The organism is Variovorax sp. Soil_C_26 (assembly GCF_057657075.1).
Genome location: NZ_JBDGJC010000008.1, coordinates 44,121 through 66,071, shown reverse-complemented (window position 1 = coordinate 66,071; position 21,951 = coordinate 44,121). Strand labels below are relative to the sequence as shown.

General features: G+C 63.5%; 21 protein-coding genes. 5 read left to right on the top strand and 16 right to left on the bottom strand.

Features of this window, described 5'->3' with window-relative positions; genetic code table 11:
- Positions 1-12 precede the first annotated feature (12 nt).
- Complete coding sequence (locus AC3A6G_RS21465) at positions 13-546, bottom strand: MarR family winged helix-turn-helix transcriptional regulator (protein WP_487862058.1); 534 nt, start codon at positions 544-546, stop codon at positions 13-15.
- Between the two features lie 146 nt (positions 547-692).
- On the opposite strand from AC3A6G_RS21465, the gene AC3A6G_RS21460 reads away from it, so the two are divergent.
- The 3 genes from AC3A6G_RS21460 to AC3A6G_RS21450 are packed head-to-tail and all read left to right on the top strand — an operon-like array spanning position 693 to position 3,487.
- Entirely contained in the window at positions 693-1,922 is a 1,230-nt protein-coding gene (locus AC3A6G_RS21460) for a dienelactone hydrolase family protein (RefSeq protein ID WP_487862059.1), read from the top strand.
- A 3-nt stretch (positions 1,923-1,925) separates the two neighbouring features.
- Entirely contained in the window at positions 1,926-2,756 is an 831-nt protein-coding gene (locus AC3A6G_RS21455; protein ID WP_487874492.1) for an alpha/beta fold hydrolase, read from the top strand.
- The gene (locus AC3A6G_RS21450) at positions 2,753-3,487 is read left to right on the top strand and encodes an SDR family NAD(P)-dependent oxidoreductase (RefSeq protein ID WP_487862061.1); all 735 of its coding nucleotides are present in this window, start codon (positions 2,753-2,755) and stop codon (positions 3,485-3,487) included. Before AC3A6G_RS21455 ends, AC3A6G_RS21450 begins: the two co-directional genes overlap by 4 nt.
- On the opposite strand, the gene AC3A6G_RS21445 is transcribed toward AC3A6G_RS21450, so the two are convergent.
- The 7 genes from AC3A6G_RS21445 to AC3A6G_RS21415 all read right to left on the bottom strand — a co-directional run bounded on the left by AC3A6G_RS21445 (position 3,475) and on the right by AC3A6G_RS21415 (position 10,417).
- Complete coding sequence (locus AC3A6G_RS21445) at positions 3,475-4,482, bottom strand: TRAP transporter substrate-binding protein (RefSeq protein WP_487862062.1); 1,008 nt, start codon at positions 4,480-4,482, stop codon at positions 3,475-3,477. The genes AC3A6G_RS21450 and AC3A6G_RS21445 overlap by 13 nt on opposite strands.
- 147 nt (positions 4,483-4,629) lie before the next feature.
- Positions 4,630-5,922, bottom strand: coding sequence for a TRAP transporter large permease (locus AC3A6G_RS21440; RefSeq protein WP_487862063.1), 1,293 nt, complete (start codon positions 5,920-5,922; stop codon positions 4,630-4,632).
- A complete protein-coding gene (locus AC3A6G_RS21435; RefSeq protein ID WP_487862064.1) occupies positions 5,919-6,404 on the bottom strand; it encodes a TRAP transporter small permease in 486 nt (161 codons plus the stop codon). The genes AC3A6G_RS21440 and AC3A6G_RS21435 overlap by 4 nt, the downstream gene beginning before the upstream one ends.
- 58 nt (positions 6,405-6,462) lie before the next feature.
- Positions 6,463-7,329, bottom strand: coding sequence for a 3,4-dihydroxyphenylacetate 2,3-dioxygenase (gene hpaD / locus AC3A6G_RS21430; protein ID WP_487865053.1), 867 nt, complete (start codon positions 7,327-7,329; stop codon positions 6,463-6,465).
- A gap of 106 nt (positions 7,330-7,435) precedes the next feature.
- The gene (locus AC3A6G_RS21425; protein ID WP_487862066.1) at positions 7,436-7,981 is read right to left on the bottom strand and encodes a 3-phenylpropionate/cinnamic acid dioxygenase subunit beta; all 546 of its coding nucleotides are present in this window, start codon (positions 7,979-7,981) and stop codon (positions 7,436-7,438) included.
- The gene (locus AC3A6G_RS21420; RefSeq protein WP_487862067.1) at positions 7,974-9,383 is read right to left on the bottom strand and encodes an aromatic ring-hydroxylating oxygenase subunit alpha; all 1,410 of its coding nucleotides are present in this window, start codon (positions 9,381-9,383) and stop codon (positions 7,974-7,976) included. Before AC3A6G_RS21420 ends, AC3A6G_RS21425 begins: the two co-directional genes overlap by 8 nt.
- 23 nt (positions 9,384-9,406) lie before the next feature.
- On the bottom strand, positions 9,407-10,417 hold the full coding sequence (locus AC3A6G_RS21415; RefSeq protein ID WP_487865054.1) for a 2Fe-2S iron-sulfur cluster-binding protein: 1,011 nt from the start codon (positions 10,415-10,417) through the stop codon (positions 9,407-9,409).
- A 113-nt stretch (positions 10,418-10,530) separates the two neighbouring features.
- Between AC3A6G_RS21415 and AC3A6G_RS21410 the strand changes: the two genes are divergently transcribed.
- Together AC3A6G_RS21410 and AC3A6G_RS21405 are read left to right on the top strand one after the other, a co-directional pair.
- Positions 10,531-11,304 carry an IclR family transcriptional regulator gene (locus tag AC3A6G_RS21410; protein ID WP_487862069.1) on the top strand — a complete coding sequence of 258 codons (774 nt, stop codon included), beginning with the start codon at positions 10,531-10,533 and terminating at the stop codon, positions 11,302-11,304.
- A gap of 386 nt (positions 11,305-11,690) precedes the next feature.
- Entirely contained in the window at positions 11,691-12,959 is a 1,269-nt protein-coding gene (locus tag AC3A6G_RS21405) for a Rieske 2Fe-2S domain-containing protein (protein ID WP_487862070.1), read from the top strand.
- Here AC3A6G_RS21405 and AC3A6G_RS21400 read toward each other — a convergent pair.
- The 8 genes from AC3A6G_RS21400 to AC3A6G_RS21365 all read right to left on the bottom strand — a co-directional run bounded on the left by AC3A6G_RS21400 (position 12,949) and on the right by AC3A6G_RS21365 (position 21,818).
- Positions 12,949-14,616, bottom strand: a complete 1,668-nt coding sequence (locus AC3A6G_RS21400; RefSeq protein ID WP_487862071.1) for a thiamine pyrophosphate-binding protein — start codon at positions 14,614-14,616, stop codon at positions 12,949-12,951. The genes AC3A6G_RS21405 and AC3A6G_RS21400 overlap by 11 nt on opposite strands.
- A 15-nt stretch (positions 14,617-14,631) precedes the next feature.
- Positions 14,632-15,600 (bottom strand): Bug family tripartite tricarboxylate transporter substrate binding protein, encoded by a 969-nt coding sequence (locus AC3A6G_RS21395; RefSeq protein ID WP_487874491.1) that lies wholly within the window; start codon positions 15,598-15,600, stop codon positions 14,632-14,634.
- Between the two features lie 80 nt (positions 15,601-15,680).
- Positions 15,681-17,090: an aldehyde dehydrogenase family protein gene (locus AC3A6G_RS21390; RefSeq protein ID WP_487862073.1), complete on the bottom strand. Its 1,410-nt coding sequence runs from the start codon at positions 17,088-17,090 to the stop codon at positions 15,681-15,683.
- Between the two features lie 35 nt (positions 17,091-17,125).
- On the bottom strand, positions 17,126-18,112 hold the full coding sequence (locus AC3A6G_RS21385; protein WP_487862074.1) for a Bug family tripartite tricarboxylate transporter substrate binding protein: 987 nt from the start codon (positions 18,110-18,112) through the stop codon (positions 17,126-17,128).
- Positions 18,113-18,214: 102 nt separating this feature from the next.
- Positions 18,215-19,033, bottom strand: coding sequence for an alpha/beta hydrolase (locus tag AC3A6G_RS21380; protein WP_487862075.1), 819 nt, complete (start codon positions 19,031-19,033; stop codon positions 18,215-18,217).
- Complete coding sequence (locus AC3A6G_RS21375; RefSeq protein WP_487862076.1) at positions 19,030-19,548, bottom strand: cupin domain-containing protein; 519 nt, start codon at positions 19,546-19,548, stop codon at positions 19,030-19,032. The genes AC3A6G_RS21380 and AC3A6G_RS21375 overlap by 4 nt, the downstream gene beginning before the upstream one ends.
- 27 nt (positions 19,549-19,575) lie before the next feature.
- On the bottom strand, positions 19,576-20,550 hold the full coding sequence (locus AC3A6G_RS21370) for a Bug family tripartite tricarboxylate transporter substrate binding protein (RefSeq protein WP_487862077.1): 975 nt from the start codon (positions 20,548-20,550) through the stop codon (positions 19,576-19,578).
- A 74-nt stretch (positions 20,551-20,624) separates the two neighbouring features.
- Positions 20,625-21,818 carry an FAD-dependent monooxygenase gene (locus AC3A6G_RS21365; protein WP_487862078.1) on the bottom strand — a complete coding sequence of 398 codons (1,194 nt, stop codon included), beginning with the start codon at positions 21,816-21,818 and terminating at the stop codon, positions 20,625-20,627.
- Between the last annotated feature and the right edge of the window lie 133 nt (positions 21,819-21,951).

Here is a 21,951-nt window from a genome sequence, read left to right as displayed (position 1 = left end):
CTGGCCGGCGCACTAGGACAATCTGGCGCGGCCGGTGCGCACGCTGGAATTTCTTGAGCTGCTCGCCAAGGCGCCATCGGCTTCTGGCCGCGCGGGCGCGGCCACGGCCGCGGAAAACGCCAGGCGTGCGAGCAGCGCAACGAACATCGGCCTCTCGTGCACCGCCAGGGGCTCCAGGATTCGTTGGTTGATCCGATCCATGGCCGCGTTGGAGGTATTCAGCAGCGACTGCCCTTTGCGGGTCAGGGTCAGCACCTTCAGGCGCCTGTCGAGATCCGAGCCTTGTCGCTCCACCAGCCCCCGCGACTCCAACCCGGCCAGCACCGCCCCCACCGTCGCGCGGTCGTAGCCCACGATTCGCCCGATCTCGGTCTGGTGGCAACCGGGATTGGCCATCAGTGCGGACAACACGTTGTGCTGAGGCGGTGTCAGGTTCAGCTTCCCGATTTCTTCCGAGAAGATGGCAACCGCCACCTGGTGCGCCTTGCGCAGAAGAAAACCAGGTCGGTGCGTGAGATCGTGGAGGTCGTCCAGCGGTTGAGTCATGGAACCCGAGCGAAAGTTTGCTGCGTTCCAGTTTAGCGTCCGCTCTCCCGAGTCGGCCTGCGCCGATCGCATGCATTGCCTGGATCGTGCTCAAGAGATAGAATTGATTTTCATGTCCATCTAACGGACATAAAAAGGAGCTCGGGGTGACGACTGCATGGATCGAAGTTCCTGGCACGACGGATGCGCCCGCCATGGGCGCTTACCTCGCACTGCCGCCGAACGGCCGCGGCCCGGGCATCGTCCTGTGCCAGGAGATCTTCGGCGTGACCGCCTCCCTGAGGGCCGTGGCCGACGACCTTGCGCAGGAGGGCTACGTGGTCCTTGTGCCGGACCTGTTCTGGCGCCTGCAGCCGCGTGTCGAACTCAGCTACTCCGAACAAGACGTCGCCCGAGCAATGGCATTGAGCCAGCAGCTCGATCAGCAGCTGCTTCTGGAGGACATGCGGGATACCGTGCAAGCCCTCGAGCAGCACCCGGCGGTCGTGGGCCGGATCGCCGCGTACGGGTTCTGCCTCGGTGGCCGCGTCGCGATGCTCGCGGCTGCCGCGGGCCTTGTCAGCTGCGCGGTGGCGTACTACCCGGTCGCGCTCGAGCAGCACCTCGAAAGGCTTGCGACCATCAAGGTCCCGGTGGTGATCCATTTCGGCGCCGAGGACCCATTGACGCCCCCCGTTGCAGTCAGCACTGTCGTCGCTGCGCTTGCCCGCAGCAAGGAGGCATCGGTGCACGTCTACCCCGGCGTGAAACACGGCTTCGCTGCCAAGGGACGCCCTGCCTACTGTGCGCCCTCAGCGGGCATGGCCTACAGCCGCAGCCTGGCCGTGCTCCGCGCGGTCCTCGGCCCGTGGTATGACCTCAACGCGCTCTGGGAAGCGCATCGCGCGTGCGAGTTCGTCTCGCGCGATGCCGCGGCCACCATGGCCACCATGGTTCCCCAGCCCTACGTCAATCACGTTCCGACAATGACGGGCGGATACGGACAGACGGACCTGCATCGGTTTTATAGTGACCACTTCATACCGCGCAACCCGGCCGACATGCGCACGATCCCGATCTCGCGGACGATCGGTGTCGACCGCGTGGTGAATGAAGGGATCCTCTGCTTCACACACGACACCGAGATTCCGTGGATGCTTCCGGGCATCGCACCGACGGGGTGCTACGTCGAAGTCGCGCTCGTCGGGATCATCACATTTCGGGGCGACAAGCTCTATCACGAGCACATCTACTGGGATCAAGCCAGCGTGCTCGTGCAGATCGGCTTGCTCGATCCGGCTGCCCTGCCCGTCGTTGGGCGCGAACAGGCACGCAAGGTACTTGATCCGAGCCTTCCTTCCAACGAGCTCATGCCGCAATGGACATGGGGAGCCTGAGGAATGGCGATCATCCGCATCAACCATTGCGACTTTCAGTACGAACTCACCGGCAAGGGGCGCGACATCGTCTTCGTCCATGGCGAAATCCATGGCATGCAGTACTGGGAGGCGCAGGTGGCGGAGTTCTCGCGCGACCATCGCTGCCTGATCTACAACCGGCGCGGCCACGCGGGCACGGAGTGGACCCACTACGGCTTCTCGCTCGTCAACCAGGCGCGGGACCTGGCCGGCCTCATCGATGCGCTGGAGATCGAACGGCCCATCGTCATCGCGCTGGCCTTCGGCACGACGATCGCTGCGCAGTACGCGCTGTCGCACCCGGACGGCGTCGCTGGCATGGTGATTGGCGCCTGGAGTGAACTTCATGAAGCGCCGATGTACATGGATGTGTGGACGGCGGCGAGCAAACGCGTGGTCCCGGTCCTCGAGTTCGAGGGCCGGCAGGCACTGATCGAACTGCTGCGCCGGGAGGGCGGCACCAACATCTACCGCGTCATTCCCCGGGAGGACGGCGCATTCCGCGAGCGCGTGATCCAGATGATGGCCAGTCATCCGCTCGAGCAGTACCGCCGAGGCATGCTCGAGCTCGGCAACTCCGTGCCGAACCTGGCGCCGCTCTTCAGCCGGCTCGACATTCCGGTCATGGGCATCTGCGGCGCAGAGGATCCCTATCCTGACCAGCCGGAGATGCTGCAAGGAATGAAGAACTTCCATGAGGCGCCGGCGGTGCCCGGTGCGGGCCGTTACGTCAACTGGCAGAAGCCCCAAGAGTTCAACACCGTGGTGCGCGAATTCATCGAATCGCTTCCCCGCGCGGGCGTGACGCGATGAACGCGATGCCCGAACACGCCAGCGTTTCCGGCCGGGTTGTGCTTGTCGTCGGGGCCAGTGGCGGAATCGGGACCGCACTCGTCGATGCACTCCTCGAAGCAGATGCGCATGAAGTGATCGCTGCGAGCCGTAAGCCATCTGCAGCGCCGCATCCTCGGGTGAAGCCGATCCACATGGATGTGACTCGGCATGACAGCGTGATGGAGGCCGCGAGAATCCACGGGTCCCGCGTGGATTGGGTCATCTGCGCCAATGGGATCAATTCGAACCACCGGCTGGCGCATTACGACGAAGCGGCCGCCCGAGCGGAGATGGAAACCAACTACTTCGGCCTCATCAACATCTTCTGCGCGTTCGCCCCGGCGATGAAAGCGCGCGGACATGGCGCCATCGTCAACATGCTGAGCGCCCTCGCTCATGTGAACCATCCCATGATGGCGACCTACTGCGCAAGCAAGGCCGCCGCCTTCTCGGTGACGCAGGCGATGCGCGCGGAGCTTGCGGCCTCCGGCGTTCGCGTCCGTGCGGTGCTGGCGCCGGCGGTCGACACCCCAATGACCGCGCACCTCAAGCAGACGAAACTGGCGCCAGGCGCCTTCGCAAAGCTGCTGATCGACGCCATGCAGCGTGACGAGGAAGACATCTATCCGGCTGCAGCACAAGCGTTGCGCGAAGCTCTGCAGCGCGACCCCAAGGCCGTCGAGCACTCGTTCGCCGCTCACCTTGCGTGAAGGGCCGCGACCTCCTTGCGGAACTCCGCGAGGATCTTCTCGGGTTGCTTCGTCCCGCGCGCCGAGGCGTCCTGCACCCACTTCTGCTCCAGCGCCGAGGTCCTGGCCTTGACCGCGGCCACGAAGCCCGGGTCGGCCATCGTGACCTGGATCTTCGACGCCTGCATGTGGGCGCGTCCGCTGCGATCGAGGATGTCCCACTGGCGGCCGAAGATCCGTGCGAGCACTTCGCCCGAGACCGAATCCACTGCTCTCTTCTCATCCGCGGAGAGCTTGTCATACCGCGCGGGATTCATCATGAACACCCAGCTGAGATTGTAGAGGCCGCCAGGGAAATACGTCGCGTGGCGGATGACCTTGTCGAGCTTGTAGGCCTCAATGGATTCGGCCGGGAAAAGCGCCCCGTCCATGACACCGCCGGACAAAAGCTCATAGGCGTCGGACGCGGGCTTCAGCGTGACATTCATGCCCAACGACCTGGCGATCTCGTTCACCATCCCCCCGCCCACACGGAACTTCAGCCCCTCGAGGTCCTCGATCTTCGCGATCGGCCGCTTCGAGTTGAACACCATGCCCGGCCCGTGCGTGAAGTAGCCGAGCACATGCACGCCCTTGTGTTCCCGGGCGAACTCGGGATGCCTGGAGGCCACCCTGTCGTAGGCGACCGACATGGCCTCCGCGCTGTCTCCGTTGAAAGGGAATTCAGCCATCTGGGTGAGAACGAACCGGTTCGGCGTGTAGCCGTGGACTGTGAGCGAGACGTCGACGACACCGTTGGCAACCGCATCGAAGCTGCCGGGCGGCGAGCTCACCGGTCGCGGCAGGATGTTGCATTTCAGCTTGCCGGCGGATTTGCTGTCGAGCAGGTCGCACCACGCCTTGACCGCCTGGGTCTGGCCGGGCCCGGTCCAGTTGGAGACCGCCAGCACAGTCTGAGCATGGGCCACGCTGCCGGCAGCGAGCAGACCCAGCACGAGGATGGAAGCTTTCATCATGACTTTCTCCTGGAGATCGACCTGCGTTTTTCACCGGGTGCGCGTTCGGCGCGTTCGCATCGCGCTCGTGCACGATGACCCACTATAGGACAACACATGAAAAAAAGAAACATCAGTCCACTACATGGACATCGCATGCAGCGCCCGCTAGTACATCGTCGACGGCAGCCACAAGCTGATCTGCGGAAAGGCGATCAGCAACACGAGCACGATCACCATGATCAGCACGAAGGGCCAGCATCCGCGAAAGATCTGCCGCAGTCCAACGCCAGGCAGTAGCGCATTGATGACGAACAGGTTCATTCCGACTGGGGGCGAAATCAATCCGATCTGCACGATCATCACGATCAGGACACCGAACCAGACAGGGTCGAATCCCAGGCTGGTCACGATGGGGAAGAACAGCGGGATTGTCAGCAGCACCATGGTGAGTTCCTCCATCACGGTTCCCAGCACCACGTAGATGGCCATCATGGCCACGATGATCATGATGGGCGACAAACCCAGATGCGTGATCCACTCCTTGAGATCGTTCGGCATCGAGGTGAAGTTCACGAAGTTGGCGAAGATGGTTGCCGCAATCAGCAGCGTGAAGAGCATGGCGGTAGTGCGCGCCGATTCCACCAGCACCTTGTACAGAATGCGCCAGGTCAACCGCCCACGGCAAAGGGCGAAGAGGAAGGCTCCCGAGGCGCCGATCCCGGCGCCCTCGGTGGCGGTGAACAGCCCGCCGTAGATGCCGCCCAGAACCACCACGACCAGCAGCGCCACGCCCCAGATGCCGCGCAGGGCACTCCAGCGTTCGGCCCAGCTGGCACGCACGGCGGGCGGTGCGTGCCCGGGGGTGAGAGACGTGATCGCAACGATGCCCGCCATCAGCATCGCCGCGCTGAGCAGCCCGGGAAGCACGCCCGCAGCAAAGAGCTTGCCGATGTGCGTCTCGGTGATGATCCCGTAGATCACCATGACGGTGGATGGAGGGATCATGATGCCCAAGGTACCGCCAGCGGCCATGACGCCAGTGGACAGCGATTCGCTGTAGCCCAGCTTGCGCATGGACGGGTAGGCCACCTTGCTCATGGTCGCTGCCGTGGCGATCGAAGAGCCGCAGATCGCGCCGAAGCCGGCACAGGCCACAACGGTGGCGTGCGCCAGCCCCCCACGCATGTGCCCCATAAAGGCGTAAGCGGCGTGGAACAGCTCATGTGCCAGGCCGGCCCGCGCCACGAAGTTGCCCATCAGGATGAACAGCGGGATCACCGAGAGCGTGTAGGCGAAACCTGTCTCGTAGACCACCTGGGCTGCGCTGGCGAGGGCTGGTGTCCAGCCGCGCGTGAGACCGGTGGCCACCAGGCCTACTGTGCCCATGGCGAAGGCCAGCGGAACGCGGGCCAGCGCCAGCACGAAGATGGCCAGGAACCCCAGCAGGGCAGCGGTCACAGCGCCGTCCCTTGCCCACTATCTCGCGCTTCATCGGATTTCCAAGCCCGCAGAAGATGCACGGTACCGGTGAGCGCGCTCAGGAGCGCCATTCCATAGATGAAAGGCGCCTTGAAGATGCCGAGCTGCGCCGTGGTCTCACCCGTGTCGTGGAATGCCCCGCCGGTCTTCAACATCAACCAGCCGAGCCCAAGCAGCAGAACTGCGCAGAACAGGTGCACGCAGGCAGCTTGGACCTTGCGCACACGAGGCGGAAGCAATGCGTCGAGCGAGTCGAACTCGACATGCTCGCCACGTGCCGAAACGAGCGGAAGCCCGGCGAAGATGACCAACACCATCAACAGCTCTGTCAGTTCCAGCGATCCGGTGATCGAACGGTCGAAGAGCTTGCGTCCCAAGACATCGAAGAACGTCAAGGCCATGATCGCGAACAACGCACTGGCAGCGGCCAGTTCACACAGGAGTGGCAAGTGCTTCTTCATGAGTGATCTCCATCGTTGTAGTTCTTCGGTCTCGCAGCCTCGTCGACTCCACTTTTCGTCAACGACAAGCCAGAGGCGATACGGGAAAGATGGCATTGATCTGGCCAGTGCCGGAGCTGGCAAAGTAGGGTGTGACGATCTCCGCCCGCCCTTCGTACTTGTCCCAGCCCATCGCGCCGAGGAGCATGGCCGTGTCGTGCATGTCGCCCTCGCCCCAGCACTTTTCGGCATACATCGGCAACATGCCGATGAAGGTCTTCCATTCACCGGCCCTCCAGAGTTCGACGACTCTGTGATCGACCTGCTCCAGGAATGGATCGTAGATCCTGTGCATGAACTCGGGTGCGCGCCCGTTGTCTGCGAAATGGTGCGACAAGGAGCCGCTGGCAAGCACCGCCACTGTGCCCTCGTACCTGTCTTCGATTGCACGGCGGACGGCCAGGCCGAAGCGCGCGGACTCCTGCAGGTCGTGCCAATCACACCAGCCGCTGATGCTGATCACCTTGTAGTGCCGGTCACTGTTCATGTAGCGCATCGGCACCAGCGTCCCGTACGCCAACTCCAGGGTGGTGTCGGAATGGGCACGGCTCTTGACGCCCATCTCGTTGGCGACGTCCGCGATCAAGTGCCCCAGCGACGGGTTGCCTGGATAGGCGTAAGGCATGTTCTTGATGAAATGCGGGAGCTCGTTGCTTGTGTAGATGCCCTCGAACCAAGGGCCGCAGTTGATGTGATATTCGCTGTTCACCTGCCAGTGCACGTCGAACACCACCATGGTGTCGACCCCCAGTTCGCGGCACCGGCGATCGATTTCCTTGTGGCCATTGATGGCCGCCTCACGGCAGCCGAAGTTCGGCCCTGGAAGTTCAGAAAGGTACAGCGACGGAACATGCGTGATCTTGGCCGCTAGCCCAAGTTTTCCCATGATCAGCCCTCCCGATCGACGGTGGCGGGGTTGACGGCCTCGACGTAGAAAGTTGCCGCGACGCTCTCGCCGGCGATGAGATGGTTGATCTGCATGCTCTCGACTTCTACAAAAAGGTGGTGAGCATCTTCACGGTCAACACGTTCTCGGTGAGCAAGATCTCCCGCCTCCGCAATTGCCAATCGCCGCCCACCTTCTGGAGTACGTCGTTGCGCCTTGCCGAGAGCATCATCGATTCGTGCTGATTCCGGTTCTGCCGGACGAAGACGCGACTGGAGACGGAGAGCTCGGCGCACGTGTCAGCCACGGCGGTCACGTACACGTTCGAGACATGATGCGTGGTCCGTGAGACGGGCTCCTCGGCGAAATGGACGCCAGTGCGGATCTGCTCGATGCGCTTGGCCAAGGTCCACTTTCCCTCCTCGAACCAGCTGATGTCGACACCCTCGCGCGTGGACTCCCGCTGAAGCTCGTTGTGGCGCGTGTTGCGTTGCATCGGCATGAAATAGACGATCCCCTCGTGCAGCGTCGCAAGCCAGTCCTCGTAGCGCCGGGTGTCCAGGAGGTCGGCCTCGCGGTACAGAAAGCGCTCCGCCTCCCAGGTCAGCACGCGCAGGTCTGTTTCCTGCGAAACGCGCGCGGCTTCATTCATCGTCGGCTCCTGCGAGGTTCTTGAAGATCGGGTCATCTCGACCCATCAGTCGATCCCAGTCGTCTCCCTCCAGGTAGTCCGCCCAGCGGGTATAGAAGGTGCGGGGGTTTTCCTCGGATATCTGCGTCGATACGTTGCCCGCCAGCGTTTCGTGCTTGCCAGCCCGACCCAGCGACTGCTGGTAGTTGTACGGGTATCTTCTGGCGATCGGGCCGGCACTGGACTCGGTGGCCATCTGCCAGTTCTCGATGTCGTCCTGCTCGGTCATCCCGGCAGGCCCTTGGTAGCGCATGTAGAAATGGCGCATGAGATCCCGGACTTCGGGCGGTGCCCCCTTGTCGATCAAGTACCAGCGCCACATTTCGGTGTGCATCGGCCCATGCGGATGGAACACCGTGATCGACCGCGGCTGGCGGCCGTTGAAGCTGGTGTTGGGAAAAATCGTGCAGACGAAGGGCAACAGCCGGGACTTCTCGCCCTGGCGCTCCTGCCGCTGCTCATAGCAGCGGCGGAAGTACTGCTCGACCTGCGGATTGTCTTGATAGGCTTCGGCGTACGGCAGCATCTTCGGCTGGATCGCGCTGTGCGCGCCATGGCCTGCCGGGAAGTTGACCCAGACGTGCTGCGCGCCAGAGAGCTCGTCGTCACGGCGACCCTTGCGGCCGGCCTGCGCGCTGGGGCCAATACCGATGTCGTCGACCGAGCGATGGCTCGGGTTGTGGTACGTGTCGCCCAGAAAGTTCTCCGCGCCCACCTTCCAGTTCGCCGGGATGATCCACTTCTGGACGCCGACGAACACTTCGGTTTCGCCAGGCGCTCCATCCAAGCCGTCGAGGGCCAGGTCCAGGTGCTCTTTCGCATCGCCGATGTACTCGAGGAACGGAGGCGCGTCCTTGTCCCAGGTGGCCCAGATGGTGCCCTTGTAGTTGTGGAGTTGCGCCACCTCGATCAAGGACCATTGGTCCTTGTCCAGATGCTCTTCATACAACGTGCCGTACATCGGCACGCCATGGAGCTTGCCTTCGGTCGTGTAGCTCCAGGCATGGTATGGGCAGGTGAACTGGCGCGTGTTGCCTTCATCGTATTGGCACACCTTCATGCCGCGGTGGCGGCAAGTGTTCAGGAAAACGTGAATCCCTTCTTTTTGGTCGCGGCACAGGATGACCGATTCATTGCCCATGCGCGACGTGAAGAAATCGCCAGGATTCTTGATTTGGCTCTCATGGCCAACGAAGAGCCAGGCCCGGGTGTAGATCCGCTCCAGTTCGGCCTGGAAGATCGAGGTATCCGAGAAGATTTCCCGGCTGATGACGCCGGCATCGCGGTCCACACAGTTGCGGTATCGGCCCGGCTCTGCCGGGGCCGCCTCAACGCGATGGATTTTTACGCTTTCGCATTTCATGTTCGTCTTCCTTCTGGATCTGGTCAGCCGGTGAACTTCTCGGCCAGGAACTGCTTCAAGGGGAACTGGCGGCTCTTCAAGGCCTGCCGCGCGGCCTCCACCATGGGCGGCGGCCCGCAGACATAGACAGTTGCAGCGCGATCGAGCTCGATCTCGCCCAGCATGTCGGTCACGCGCCCTTGGCGTGTGGGCGACCCTTCGTCGACCTCATCGCACGCGTACCGAACGTCGAGACCAGGAAGCTCCAAGCGCAGCGCGTCCAGGGCCGCCTTCTCGAAGAGGTGCCGCTCGCTGCGAGCCCCGACCAGCAGGGTGACCGGGGCGCTTCGCTGCAGCTCGCTGCCAGCAGCGAGCCTGCGGAGCATGGCCAGGAACGGCGCCAGCCCCGTACCTCCGGCAACCATCACCTTGGGCCGCAAGTCGTCGCGCAGGAAGAAGGTCCCGCGCGCGGGGCTGAGCTGGACGGTCGCGCCGGGCGGCGCAGCACGCAGCCAGTTGCAGAACTTTCCATCGGACCTGAGCGCAATGTGGAAGATGAGCGTCGTGGCATCCGGCGCATTCGCCATGGAGAACGATCGCTCGAGGCCTGGCTGCGGGGAGATGTTGACGTACTGTCCCGGCAGGAACGCAAACGGCCTCTCTGTTTCCAGAATGAGGGTCATCGTCTCCCGGGACGCTTCCTGCACATTCACCACGGTCGCGGCCGTGGGCGCTTCATCCCCTTCGACCTGCGCATCGCGGCTCGAGTACGGCAGTTCGATCACCACCGGGCCAGTAGCCCTGGTCCGGCACACGAGAACGAATCCGTCGTTGATCTCGGAGGCGGAGAGCAGCCCCTCGGTGAAGGGCTCCATGTCCAGCGAACCACAGGACGCACGGGCCTGGCACGTACCGCAGACCCCCTCTTCGCAATCCACCAGCAGCGAGATCCCCGCCTCCTTGCACGCCGCGAGGACGCTCGCGCCACGCTCGACCTGGATCGAACTGCTTCTTCCGTCGGAGAAAACGAACTGGACCGGGACCTTCTCGCTCATCGAAGTTGCTCCATGTCCATTGTATGGACTGTAATCTCAAGTTTAGAGCAGATGCCAGGCGGGTGTCAAATCGTCTACGTTAGACTTCCGAACTTCATGCAGAGAGGCTTTTCATGACCGAGGCCGAGAAGGGCAGCGAAGGCGTCAGGGCGGTTGGGCGAGCCCTGGAGATCCTTTCTTCGTTCACGCCAGCTGATTTCGAGCTTTCCCCGGCGGAACTGCTCAAGCGCGTGGATCTGAGTCGCCCGACGATGTACCGCCTGCTTCACACCCTGGAGGTCAACGGCTTCCTGGTGTCCTCAGGTGATCCTCAGAAGTTCCGGCTCGGTCCGGAAGTGGCGCGGCTGGCCCATGTCTGGGTGGCGAGCAACGACCCCGCCGCAGCCGCTGGTCCGCTGATGCGCAGGATCTGGGAGGTGAGCAGCGAGACTGTCGGCCTCTTCGTCCGAGAGGGCGACAACCGGATGTGCGTCGCGGAGATCCCCAGTCCCCACCCCTTGAGCTTTCGACGCGGCATTGGCTTTCAGGAGCGACTGGCGCTGGGAGCCAGTGGCAAGGTCATATTGGCCAACTCCTCCCTTGATGTCCGCCAACTGCGTCAATTGCTGCAAGGCTTGAAGATTGACGCGGGCGAGTACATGAAGGAATTGGAACGCGTCCGTCTCGCTGGCTATGCCGTCAGCCAGGATGAGCAGATTCATGGCGCGACGAGTGTCAGCGCTCCATTCTTCGATGCGAGCGGCGGAGTGGCGGGATCGCTGGCGGTCTACGGTCCAAGCGTTCGGCTGGACACCAAGAAGGTCAAGGCCACTGCGAGCTTGCTGCTCAATGAGGCGTCACATCTGTCGCGTGCCTTGGGTTTTCGCGGGCCGTCGGCGAACAGCTAGCTCAAAGGCACCGGCGCAGTGCCTGCGTAGGCGCGACTCCGCGAACGCGACCAGCGGTTCCGCCCGGTCTAGCGCAACGACTCACCGGGTCGGCGGTCCTGCTGCACCCGGCGAGCGAGCACCGCGTCAGCCATGGTGGCGCCATCGCGCCGTCGCTCTCCGGATGATGATTGGTGTGCCTGCGCACGCTCTCAAAGGCCGTGCGCCCTCATCGCCTTTTGCAATCATCTCGTCTGCATGCATACATTTATTGTCGAGGACGACGACAATCTTGTCGGCTCAATCAGACTTGATGCCGCAGAGATTCAAAGGTATATTGTATGCAGACATACATTCTATCGATTCAGCCTTCTTGCTGGACGCAACCACTTACTCAAGAGGACCTCATGGACAGAGTCACTGCGGAACTGCTGGTGCGCACCGGCCCGGACACGCCGATGGGCCAGCTCATGCGCCGCTACTGGGTCCCCGTGATGCTTGCTTCGGAGATTGGAGAGCCGGATTGCGCGCCGGTGAGAGTCAAGATCCTCGGCGAGAAGCTGCTGGCATTTCGCGATACCGATGGCAGGGCGGGACTGGTCGACGAGTTCTGCCCTCACCGGGGCGTCTCCCTCTTCCTGGGCCGCAATGAAGAAGGAGGCATCCGCTGCTCCTATCACGGCTGGAAGTTCGATGTGACTGGCAAGTGCATGGAATTGCCGTCCGTGCCGCAGCTCGCCGACAGGATGAAGATCAAGTCGTACCCGGTCGTCGAGCGCGGCGACATTCTCTGGGCGTACATGGGTCCGAAAGAGAACATGCCGCAGCTGCCCGAACTCGAGTGGTGCATGCTGCCTGCCAGCCACCGTTTCGTCAGCAAACGGTACCAGGCCAGCGGTTGGCTCCAGGCGATGGAAGGCGGCATCGACACGACCCATGCGTCGTGGGTTCACCGGTTCGAACTCGAACAGGACCCGATGCATATGCATGCGGAGGCCAACAAGTACATCAAGGCCGACAGGAATGCAGTCTTCGACATCGAGGAAGCGGCGCACGGCCTGACGATCTTCGGCCGCCGCAACGGAGAAGAGGACTCCCATTACTGGCGCATCACGCAGTGGATCTTCCCGTGGTTCACGCTGATCCCGCCGTTCGGCCCGCACGCGCTGGGTGCCCACATGTGGATCCCGATCGATGACGAGAGTTGCTGGGCGTGGAGCATCAATTTCCTGCCCGACCGCCCGCTGCCCGCCGAAGAGTTGCAAGCCATGCGCGAGGGAAAAGGCATTCACGTGAAGTACATCCCCGGCAGCTTCGTCCCGTTGGCCAACCCCGGCAACGATTGGCTCGTCGACAGGCAGGCGCAGAAGGACAAGCAGAGCTTCAGCGGGGTGGAAGGCTTCTCGATCCAGGACGCCTCCCTTCAGGAGAGCATGGGACCGATCCAGGACTACGCGAAGGAACACCTGGTCGCCACCGATCGGCCCATCGTGATGGCAAGGAGGATGCTCGCGCGTTCGGCGCGCGAGCTCGAACAAGGGACTGCACCGCCGGCGACCGATGCCGCTTCCCAGCGCGTGCGGGCCGCGTCGGTCCTGCTGGACCGCGGCGTGAAAGCGGAAGACTGGGCCAAGGAAGCCTTGACGTCCCTCGACCAGCCGGTCTTCAGTGTCTGAAATCGGGAGCGAGGACGGAACGCTTGCCTACCCACCACGCACGCATGCCCACCACCTTCGCATCCACGACGAGCGGTCCACGAAGGCCGCTCTTCAATCTGCCGGCCACTTCGGCGACATCGGCCTCGCAGCGGACAGTGACCCCATCCGCGCCGAAACCCCGCGCAACGGCAGCGATATCGGTGTCCGGGAATTCGACGATCTCGGTCGAATGGCCTTGAGGCTTGAACTGATAGATCTCCGCACCGTAGCCCTGGTCGTTGTAGACCACGATCAGCATCCCGAGCTTCAATCGAACGGCCGTCTCGAGCTCGGCGATGCCCATAAGGAATCCGCCATCGCCACACGCCACGACGGGAAACCGGTCCGGGCGCGCAAGCGCTGCGCCGATCCCCGTCGCGAGGCCGAGGCCGATCGACTGGAAGGCCTGCGTGAAGCAGAAGCCGTTCTCGTCCGGAACCTTCAAGTACATGCTTGGATAGCCCATGAAGTTCCCTGAATCGACACTGAGGATCCGGTTCTCGGGGAGAAGGTCGTCCAGGGCGATTGTCAGGGTGCGCGGGTCGATGGCCTCCGCGGTGCTGGCATTGGCGAACGGAACGTCTCGCCACTGCAGTTCCGACTGCAGGCGCCGTGCGAGCTGCGGCGAGCGATAGCCTGGACGCTCGGCCCGCGTTGCTGCGAGCAGTTCGGCAACCATCCGGGCGGTCGCAGCGACATCGCCCAGCACGCCAAGGTCGATGGGCTGGTTCTTTCCAAGAGCCTCCTGCGCCAGGTCGACTTGCACCAGCTTCACGTTCTTTCCGAGCAGATGGCCATGGGCGGTAGTCCACATGTTCAGCGTGGTTCCCCAGCCGACGATCAGGTCCGCATCGGCGATCAGCCGCGCCGTCAAGGGCGAGGAGAACCCGCCCGAGACACCGATCGCCCAAGGGTGCCCCGCGAAGAGCCCTTTGGCGACTGCGCCTTCCGCCAGGAGCGCTCCGGCGGCATCGGCCAGCGCCGCCACGGCCTCTCGCGCACGAAGACCGCGTGCGCCGCGCCCGGCGATGAACACCGGTCGCCTCGCGGACAGCAGCATGTCCGCCAGCGTCCTGGCGTCGGACGAGGCCGGCAAGGAAATCGGAGGCGCTTCGATCGGGGCCATCGTGTCAAGCCAGGACCCATCCATGCTCTCGAGCTGCATGTCCACGGGCAGATTCAGCAGGACGGTGCGGCGCTCTCGCAGCGCGAGCGAATAGGCGGCATGCGTGTCCGTCATAGCGCTCGCCGCCGACCGCAGCCGGAGCGAGGAGGCACCGACGGACCGGGCCAACGCATCCTGGTCGATGTGGAAGTTCGATGCCGGGTCGGTTGCTTCGCCCGAGACCACCAGCAGCGGCGTGCGGCTCTTGGCAGCCTCCCCGATACCCGTGATCGCATTGGTGAGGCCGCAACCCTGGTGCAGGGAGACGACTGCGACTTCGCCGCTCATCCGGGCGTAGGCGTCGGCCATGGTGGCGGCACCGCCTTCGTGGCGCGCCGCTGTGAACTTCACACCATGCGCCACCAGCGCGTTCGTGAAGTGGAAATTCCCGCTTCCGACGACGCCGAACGCGTGGCGCACGCCCAGCTTCGTGAGCGCCGCTGCAACACCGTCATGCACGCTTTCAATCATGTTCCGTTGTCTCCGCTAGTCCGCCTTGATACCTGCGGCCCTTGCTATTTCCCTCCACTGCGCACGTTCGGTGGCCACCCGACGTGCGAACGCGGCACCCGCCGGCGCGCCACGCTCCATGCCCATCCGCTGGAGCTGTGTCAGGGTGCCCGGGTGCCCGGCCGAAGTGTCGATGGCAGCACGCAGCTGCGTCGAGACGGCTGCGGGCAGCCCCGAGGGCGCGACGATGCTCGTCCAACCCATCATCTCGAACTTGGGCAAGCCCATCTCAGCGATCGTCGGCGTATCGGGAAGCGATGCACTCCTTCTGCGTGATGTCACACCCAGTGCGCGGAGCTTCCCGCCTTTGAGCAGCGGGAGTGAAGAAGCCAGGTCGACGATCGCGTAGTCGACCTCGCCCGCCGCCACCGCAGTGACCGTGGGCGCATTGCCCTTGTAGTTGACGTGAACAGTCCGCAGCCCCGCTTGCCGAGCGAAGTACTCGCCGGCGAGATGAAACAACGAGGAGCCCACCCCGTGATTGAGTTCTCGCTGCACCGACAGAGCCCGCATCGAAGCCAGGCTGGTCAGGCCCGACGACTCGCCGACGATCAGCACGCTGGGATAGAACGCCAGCACCCCGAGTATTTCAAAGTCGGTGGCGGGCTCGTAGCCGAGCTTGGAGTAGATGGCCGGGTTGACAGCCAAGGCACCGTTGGACGCGACCAGCAACGTGTAGCCATCTGCCGGCGCCTTCGCCACCAGCTCCGCGGCGATGATCGAATTGGCGCCCGGACGGTTCTCCACGACCACTGGCTGGCCGAGCACGCCCTGCACCCTTGCCGCGTACACGCGCGCCAGCAGGTCGTTCGCCCCGCCGGGCGCGAATCCCACGACCAGCCGCAGCGGCCGCGCGGGAAAGGCTTGGGCCCGCAGCGTACGGGCAGCGGCACCCGCGACGCCCGCGGCCGCAGCGCCCTTCAGCAGCAATCGACGTCCGATCAAGATTTGCTCCTCCGGCAGCGGGTCGAGCCATCCGCAAAACGGAAAGCCGCTCCAGAAAGTATCGGCATGCGCGCCATGGCCTAGCAGTAGATCGCCTGCATTTCGGTGTAGTGCCGCAGGCCGAAGATCGAGTTCTCGCGGCCGATGCCGGACATCTTCATTCCGCCGAAGGGCACATGCGCGTCGTAGTCCACGTGCTTGTTGACCCAGGCCGAGCCGACCTCCAGCTGCGCCACGACCTGCTTGCCGCGGGACCAATCGCTGGTCCAGACCGAGCCGCTCAGGCCAAACGAGGTGCCGTTCGCAGCTGCCACGGCCTCTTCGACGGTCTTGTAGGAGATCACGGGCAGCACGGGCCCGAAGGTCTCTTCCTGGACAACCCGCATACCGGCAGGTGGGTTGATGGCGATGTGCGGCGCGAGGAAGTAGCCGCGGCCGGGAACGGGCCGCTTCCCGGCGTAGAACTCGACCGGGCCGCCCTCGGCCTCCTGCAGCACCGACTGCACGCTTTCATACTGCCGCCTGTTCTGTATCGGCCCCATCTGCACGCCCTCGTCCAATCCGTTGCCGACCACCAACTGGTCGCAGCTCGACCGCAGGCTTCGGACGAAGCTGTCGAACCGGGATTCGTGCACGTACAGGCGCTTGATCGCCATGCAGGCCTGGCCGGCGTTGGTGAAGGCGGCGGCGAACACAGCGGGCGCGACGGTATCGACATCGGCGTCGTCGAGAACGATCGCCGCGTCGTTGCCGCCGAGTTCGAGCGTGACGCGCTTCAGCGCCGAAGCGGCGGCCGCGCCGATCTTCCTGCCCACGGCGACCGATCCGGTGAACGATATCTTCGCCACGTCCGGATGGGTGACCATGGCCTCGCCGACCTCGTTGCCGCCGGCCACGACATTGAGCACGCCTGGGGGCAGGGTTTCGCGCCCGATCTCGCCCAAGCACAGGGACGTCAGCGGTGTCGTCGGGGCGGGCTTGAGCACCATCGTGTTGCCAGTCACCAAGGCATGCCCGATCTTCCAGATGGCGAGCAGGACCGGCACATTCCACGGCGTGATCGCAGCGATCACGCCCAGGGATCGGTGGTGGATCTCGACCTGCCTGCCGTCGGATGCCGTGAGCCTGTCGGGTCCCATCGGCAGTTGCACGAGTTTGCGCAGGTACTTCGTCGCGTTGCCGATCTCGTCCTCGGCGCGCGCGAGCGGCTTGCCCTGCTCCATGGTGAGCAGGCGCGCCAGCATGTCCTTCTCGGCATCGATCCTGTCGGCGAACGCGAGGAGCTTGTGGACACGCAGGTCGTGCGGTGTCGATGTCCAGGCCGGAAACGCCGCCAGCGCCGCCCGGACGGCGGCATCCACCTCCAGGGCGCCGCCGGCCGGCGCAATCGCGAATGCTTCCGCATGCGCCGGATTGACGACCTCGAAGACATTCCTGCTCGTGACCGGCGCGCCGCCGATCGTATGGCTGTAGCTGTGACCTTGGTTCAAGGCATCTCCTTCGAACTCTGCAAGTGCGCCGCGGCCTACCGCTGGACGATGTTGGCGGTCGAGAGAACCCGCTTCCACTTCTGCCGCTCGGCGACGACGAATTCTCGAAATTCGGCGGGCGACTTCGACCTCTGGGGAACGCACCCCAGAGCGGCGCACCGCGCGGCGAACGACGGTGAATCCACCAGCGCGAGCACCGCATCGCTGATGCGCGCCACGATCGCCGGTGGCAGGTTCGGCGGCCCCACGATCGCCTGCCACGCTGTCAGGCTCACATCGGGCAGGCCCGCTTCCGCGAAGGTCGGCACATCGGGCAGGAAGCTGCTGCGCGTGGGATCCGCCACGGCGAGGGCCGTCAACCTGCCCGACTGGAGGAAGCCTCGTGCCGGAGCGAGGTCCGTGACCATGATGTTGAAACTGCCGTCGAACAGGCCATTGATGGCCGTCCCGCTGCCGGAATACGGCACGTGCACCAGATCGATCCGGGCTTCCTCCCGGAACATCTCCATGATGAGGTGATGCGGCGTGCCTGGACCGGCCGACCCATAGGAAAGCCCTTTGCCGCCCTGCTTCTTCGCGTCCTGAACCACGTCTTGCACCGACTTGTAGCCGCTGGTCCCACTGGAGACAAGGAAGAACGGGTTCGTCGCAACGAGCGTGATCGGCGTGAGTCCGGTGAGCGGATCGATGTGATCCTTGTACATGGCCGGCGCCGCCGCCAGCGTCGTGCTGGTCGCCATCAACAAGGTGTATCCATCGGGTACAGCCAAAGAAGCAGCTCGGGCTCCGACCAGCGTGCCAGCGCCGGGCCGGTTCTCCACGACGACGGTCTGCTTGAGCGCCTGCGTCATGTGCTCGGCAATCGCCCGCCCAAGGGAGTCGGTCAGTCCGCCGGGCGCATACGGAATCAGCAGGCGAATGGGCTTGCTGGGATAGTTCCCACCGCCCCCCTGCGCCACCGCTGACAGCGGCAGCACCAGACTGACCACGCAGGCCATTGTTTGAATCAGATTTCGAAGCATTGCACCCTTAAGAAAAGGAAGGGTTGAGTGGAATGAGCCGGCAGACTCTAGATCAATCAACGCTCAAAGTAAAACTAGAGTCCGCCTGATGGACAGACCAGCTCAAGCGAACTCCTGAAGCAAGCTGCATAGCGTGCCGTCCTCGTTGGCCAGTTCGTCGAGGATCGAAAAATGATCGTGAGGCTCGAGCGGCAGGTAGTTCATTCCACTGGCGTCGGCGAATTCACGGGATTGCCGAATCAGCTCAGGAAGCTCCCTGGCACCCACCGTGATGGTGAGCGGCGTCGAAGCGGCCGGAAGATGCTTCATCGGGCTGAGCCGCTCCACATCATCGTCCGTGAGTCCAAGCTTGGCGTTCAAGTAGCTCAGCCGGATGGGCTCGAGGTCGTAGAGCCCGCTGATCGCGATGCCTCCGACGATTCCTTCGGTGCCGAGAGCCCCGACACACATCAAATGGGCTCCTGCCGAGTGACCTGCCAAGACAATGCGGTTGGCATCGAATTCCAACTCCCCTGCTCTTCCACGAATGCAGGCCAGCGCACGGCGTACGCCATCGACCATTTGCGCCAGCGTTGCTTCCGGCGCGACCGTGTACTCCAGGTTGGCCACAGCAAAACCGCGTGCGACCGGCCCCTCTGCGAGGAAGCCGACGGAGCGCTTCTCTCCCCCTTGCCAATACCCACCATGTATGAAAAGCAACAGCGGCGCGGCCGATCGCTTCGCAGGATAGTAGTCAAAACACTCCCGCAGCTGGGCGCCGTACACGAGGTCCAGCTTGGCCCCCAACGCCCGTGCCGTGACCGCTGACCGTTCACGCCATCCGGCCACCGTCCCAGGGAAATCGGCAACCGCTGCGATGTTGTTGTAGGCCGCGTCCAATTCGTTCTGGGTGAACCCCCGATGCAGCTTCGCGTCGGTCATGCGCGGCTCGCGGCGGCGATCTGTTCCGGCGTCGCCCACCCTGCCGACTGCAGGATCTCGGAAATGTTCGCTGGACGCTGGAAGGTCGTCGGCGGCTCATCCCCCAGCTTGCGCGGCGCCCCCATGGCCCGCACCACCTCGTCCAGGCCAGGGGGCGTGAAGAACCAGGCGAACTTCATGTCGCAGTCGCCTTCGTTGACGATCGAGTGGCCGCAGTACTTGCCAAGCAAGATCGTGGTCCCCGGACCGATCTGGCTGCGTACACCGTCGATCTCCGCGTAGCCCGTGCCTTCGTAGACAAACAGGACCTCGGTGTTTCGGGCGTGCCCGTGCTCTCGGACGTGGCATCCAGGCGGCATCACCTGGATGCCGAAAGCGAACCCTGGATCCGGATCGCCTTCGACACCGGGTCCGACCTTCACAGTCATGTAGCCCCGATGCGGAACCGGCTGCCAGTACGAATCGCCTTGATCCGTACCAATCACGCGCGACGGACCCTTTGTGTATTGAGACATTTCCTGAGCTCCTTCTTGAAGGCGAGATCAATCCTGCGGTGGAAGCCTGGCCTCACGGACGACCGTGTTGAACTTCGACACGTCGCCGAGGAACTTGGCCTGGAATGCCTCGGGAGTGCTCGCGACAACCTCGTTGCCGGCATCTTCGACGGTCTTGCGAACCGAAGGATCCTTGCTGATCTCCGATATCTCGCGCTGGATCCGGTCGATGACCTCGCGAGGCGCGGTCGACGGCGCGAACACGCCGTGCCAGCTCGTCAATTCATAGCCGGGCACCGTCTCCCCCACCGTCGGAACTTCAGGAAGTGCCGCAGAGCGCTTCGGACCAGTGACAGCCAAGGCCTTCAGCTTTCGACTTCGGATTGCAGGCAGTGCAAGCTGAATCGAGAGAAGGCCGACAGTCACCTCGCCACCCAGCATGGCGGCATACATCGGCCCCTGGCCTTTGTAGGGAACTGCAACCAGGTCCGTGCCTGTCTCCACCTTGAACATCTCCATGCCCAGTTGAAGGGTGTCGGCGACGCCGGCCGAGCCAAAGAACAGCTTCCCAGGCTTGGCCTTGGCCAGAGCGATCAATTCCTGGACTGACTGAACCTCCATCTGCGGGTGAGCGGCGATCAACATCGAGCTTGCGATGAACTGGGTGACTGGGCGCAGGTCCTTGACTGGATCGAAACGAAGCTTCTGGAACAAGGCCGGAAAGATCGCGATCGTGCTTGGTGCGTAAAGCAACGTGTAGCCGTCTCCAGCCGATCTCGCGACCTCGCCGATTCCGATCGTTCCACTCGCACCGGGTACGTTCTTGACGATCACCGGAACCTGCATCCGGTCGGACAGCTTCGTCGCCAGAAGCCGCCCCATGACATCGACGGCTCCGCCGGGCGCATAGGGGACGATGATCGTGACGGTGCGCGCGGGGTACGACTGCGCGGATGCTTGGTGGATGCCGAGCCAGGGCATGAGCATTGCAAGGCAGACCAGATGGCGGCGATGGATCGACATGGCGAAGGCCTCCTGAACGTGTGAGTCCTAGTGAGCTCACTTGGAGCAGAACATGTCGGTGTCGCCCGAAGGCATCACACCGGCACCTGAGCGGCGTCGTAGCCGTAGATCCAGTCGGCACGGCGAATGGCTCCCCCGGGGCGGAGCCATTGGTCCAGCTTGTATCCCACGTCGCGGCGAATCTGAGACCAAGCCGACTGCGTCTGGCACACATCCGCCCGATCTCTGGAGCTGAGTTGGACGCGCGACGTTCTGCCCTTGCGGACGGACTCGTACACACGAAGCGCTTCGATGGGATCCGAATGCGCAGCCAGTACACGCGCAAGCACCAGTCCGTCCTCCATCGCGATGGCCCCCCCTTGCGCGAAGAAAGGCAGCATCGGATGAGCGCTGTCACCCAGCAAGCTGACCCGGCCCTCCGACCACTTCGGCAGAGGATCCCTATCGAACAGCCCCCACTTGAAGCATTTGTCGGTCGCGCCGAGAAGCGTGAGCAGCGATGGATGCCAGCCCTTGAAAGCGTCCATCAGTTCCTGCTTGTCACCAGGCACCGACCAGGACTCCTCTGCCCACACATCCACCTTGCGATGCGCGATCCAGTTGACGAGGCGATCCGGGCGCACGTAGTAATGAACGATGCATCCTTTCGGCCCCATCCAGTTCAGGGAGTCCGGCGGAATGAGCCCTGCGGGCAGCCTCGAAGCATCCACCTGGCCGCGCCAGCAGATCACCCCCGTGAACCGGGGCGCATCCTCGCCAAGCAATTCCGCGCGGACGCTCGAATGGATGCCATCGGCACCGATCAGTACATCGCTCTCCTCTTCGGTGTTGTCCGCGAAGCGCGCGATCACCGAATGCTCGTTCTGCTGGAGTCCAACCAGACGCTTGTTCAGCTGGAACGTGTCCTCAGCCAGCACGGTTCGCAGATGCTCGTGAAGATCCGAGCGCTGGACCTGGAAGAAGGGGGAGCCGAACTGCTCGATGCAAGCTTCGCGCGTGGGAGACCTGAACAGCTCACGGCCGGTGCGCCAGTTTCGGGCCACGTGGTTCCTGGGTTGCGCACCGAAACGCGCCAGCCCCTCACCGAGGCCGAGGGCCGTCAAAACGTTGACGGCATTGGGGCCCAGCTGGATTCCGGCGCCGACCTCACCGAAGGCGCGAGCCTGCTCGAACCCGCGCACCTCGAAGCCGGCGCGCTGCGCTGCGATGGCGGCGACCAATCCCCCGAGTCCTGCGCCGATGATGGAAATACGAGGTTTGCGATTCACAGTGGTTGCGTCGAGTTGTGAGTTTCAGAGAAGAAGCGTCGAGCTATTTTGTATTTGTACATACATTAATGAAGCCGGCACTCAGCGTCAAGTAACTATTTTCCCTAAGGACATGTAGTTTTTTTCAATTCAT

Bases quoted from the DNA above. Each gene is read 5' to 3' on its own strand.
- AC3A6G_RS21465 (WP_487862058.1), bottom strand. From the start codon at position 546: ATGACTCAACCGCTGGACGACCTCCACGATCTCACGCACCGACCTGGT.
- AC3A6G_RS21455 (WP_487874492.1), top strand. From the start codon at position 1,926: ATGGCGATCATCCGCATCAACCATTGCGACTTTCAGTACGAACTCACC.
- AC3A6G_RS21450 (WP_487862061.1), top strand. From the start codon at position 2,753: ATGAACGCGATGCCCGAACACGCCAGCGTTTCCGGCCGGGTTGTGCTT.
- AC3A6G_RS21445 (WP_487862062.1), bottom strand. From the start codon at position 4,482: ATGATGAAAGCTTCCATCCTCGTGCTGGGTCTGCTCGCTGCCGGCAGC.
- AC3A6G_RS21435 (WP_487862064.1), bottom strand. From the start codon at position 6,404: ATGAAGAAGCACTTGCCACTCCTGTGTGAACTGGCCGCTGCCAGTGCG.
- hpaD (WP_487865053.1), bottom strand. From the start codon at position 7,329: ATGGGAAAACTTGGGCTAGCGGCCAAGATCACGCATGTTCCGTCGCTG.
- AC3A6G_RS21425 (WP_487862066.1), bottom strand. From the start codon at position 7,981: ATGAATGAAGCCGCGCGCGTTTCGCAGGAAACAGACCTGCGCGTGCTG.
- AC3A6G_RS21420 (WP_487862067.1), bottom strand. From the start codon at position 9,383: ATGAAATGCGAAAGCGTAAAAATCCATCGCGTTGAGGCGGCCCCGGCA.
- AC3A6G_RS21415 (WP_487865054.1), bottom strand. From the start codon at position 10,417: ATGAGCGAGAAGGTCCCGGTCCAGTTCGTTTTCTCCGACGGAAGAAGC.
- AC3A6G_RS21410 (WP_487862069.1), top strand. From the start codon at position 10,531: ATGACCGAGGCCGAGAAGGGCAGCGAAGGCGTCAGGGCGGTTGGGCGA.
- AC3A6G_RS21405 (WP_487862070.1), top strand. From the start codon at position 11,691: ATGGACAGAGTCACTGCGGAACTGCTGGTGCGCACCGGCCCGGACACG.
- AC3A6G_RS21400 (WP_487862071.1), bottom strand. From the start codon at position 14,616: ATGATTGAAAGCGTGCATGACGGTGTTGCAGCGGCGCTCACGAAGCTG.
- AC3A6G_RS21385 (WP_487862074.1), bottom strand. From the start codon at position 18,112: ATGCTTCGAAATCTGATTCAAACAATGGCCTGCGTGGTCAGTCTGGTG.
- AC3A6G_RS21380 (WP_487862075.1), bottom strand. From the start codon at position 19,033: ATGACCGACGCGAAGCTGCATCGGGGGTTCACCCAGAACGAATTGGAC.
- AC3A6G_RS21375 (WP_487862076.1), bottom strand. From the start codon at position 19,548: ATGTCTCAATACACAAAGGGTCCGTCGCGCGTGATTGGTACGGATCAA.
- AC3A6G_RS21370 (WP_487862077.1), bottom strand. From the start codon at position 20,550: ATGTCGATCCATCGCCGCCATCTGGTCTGCCTTGCAATGCTCATGCCC.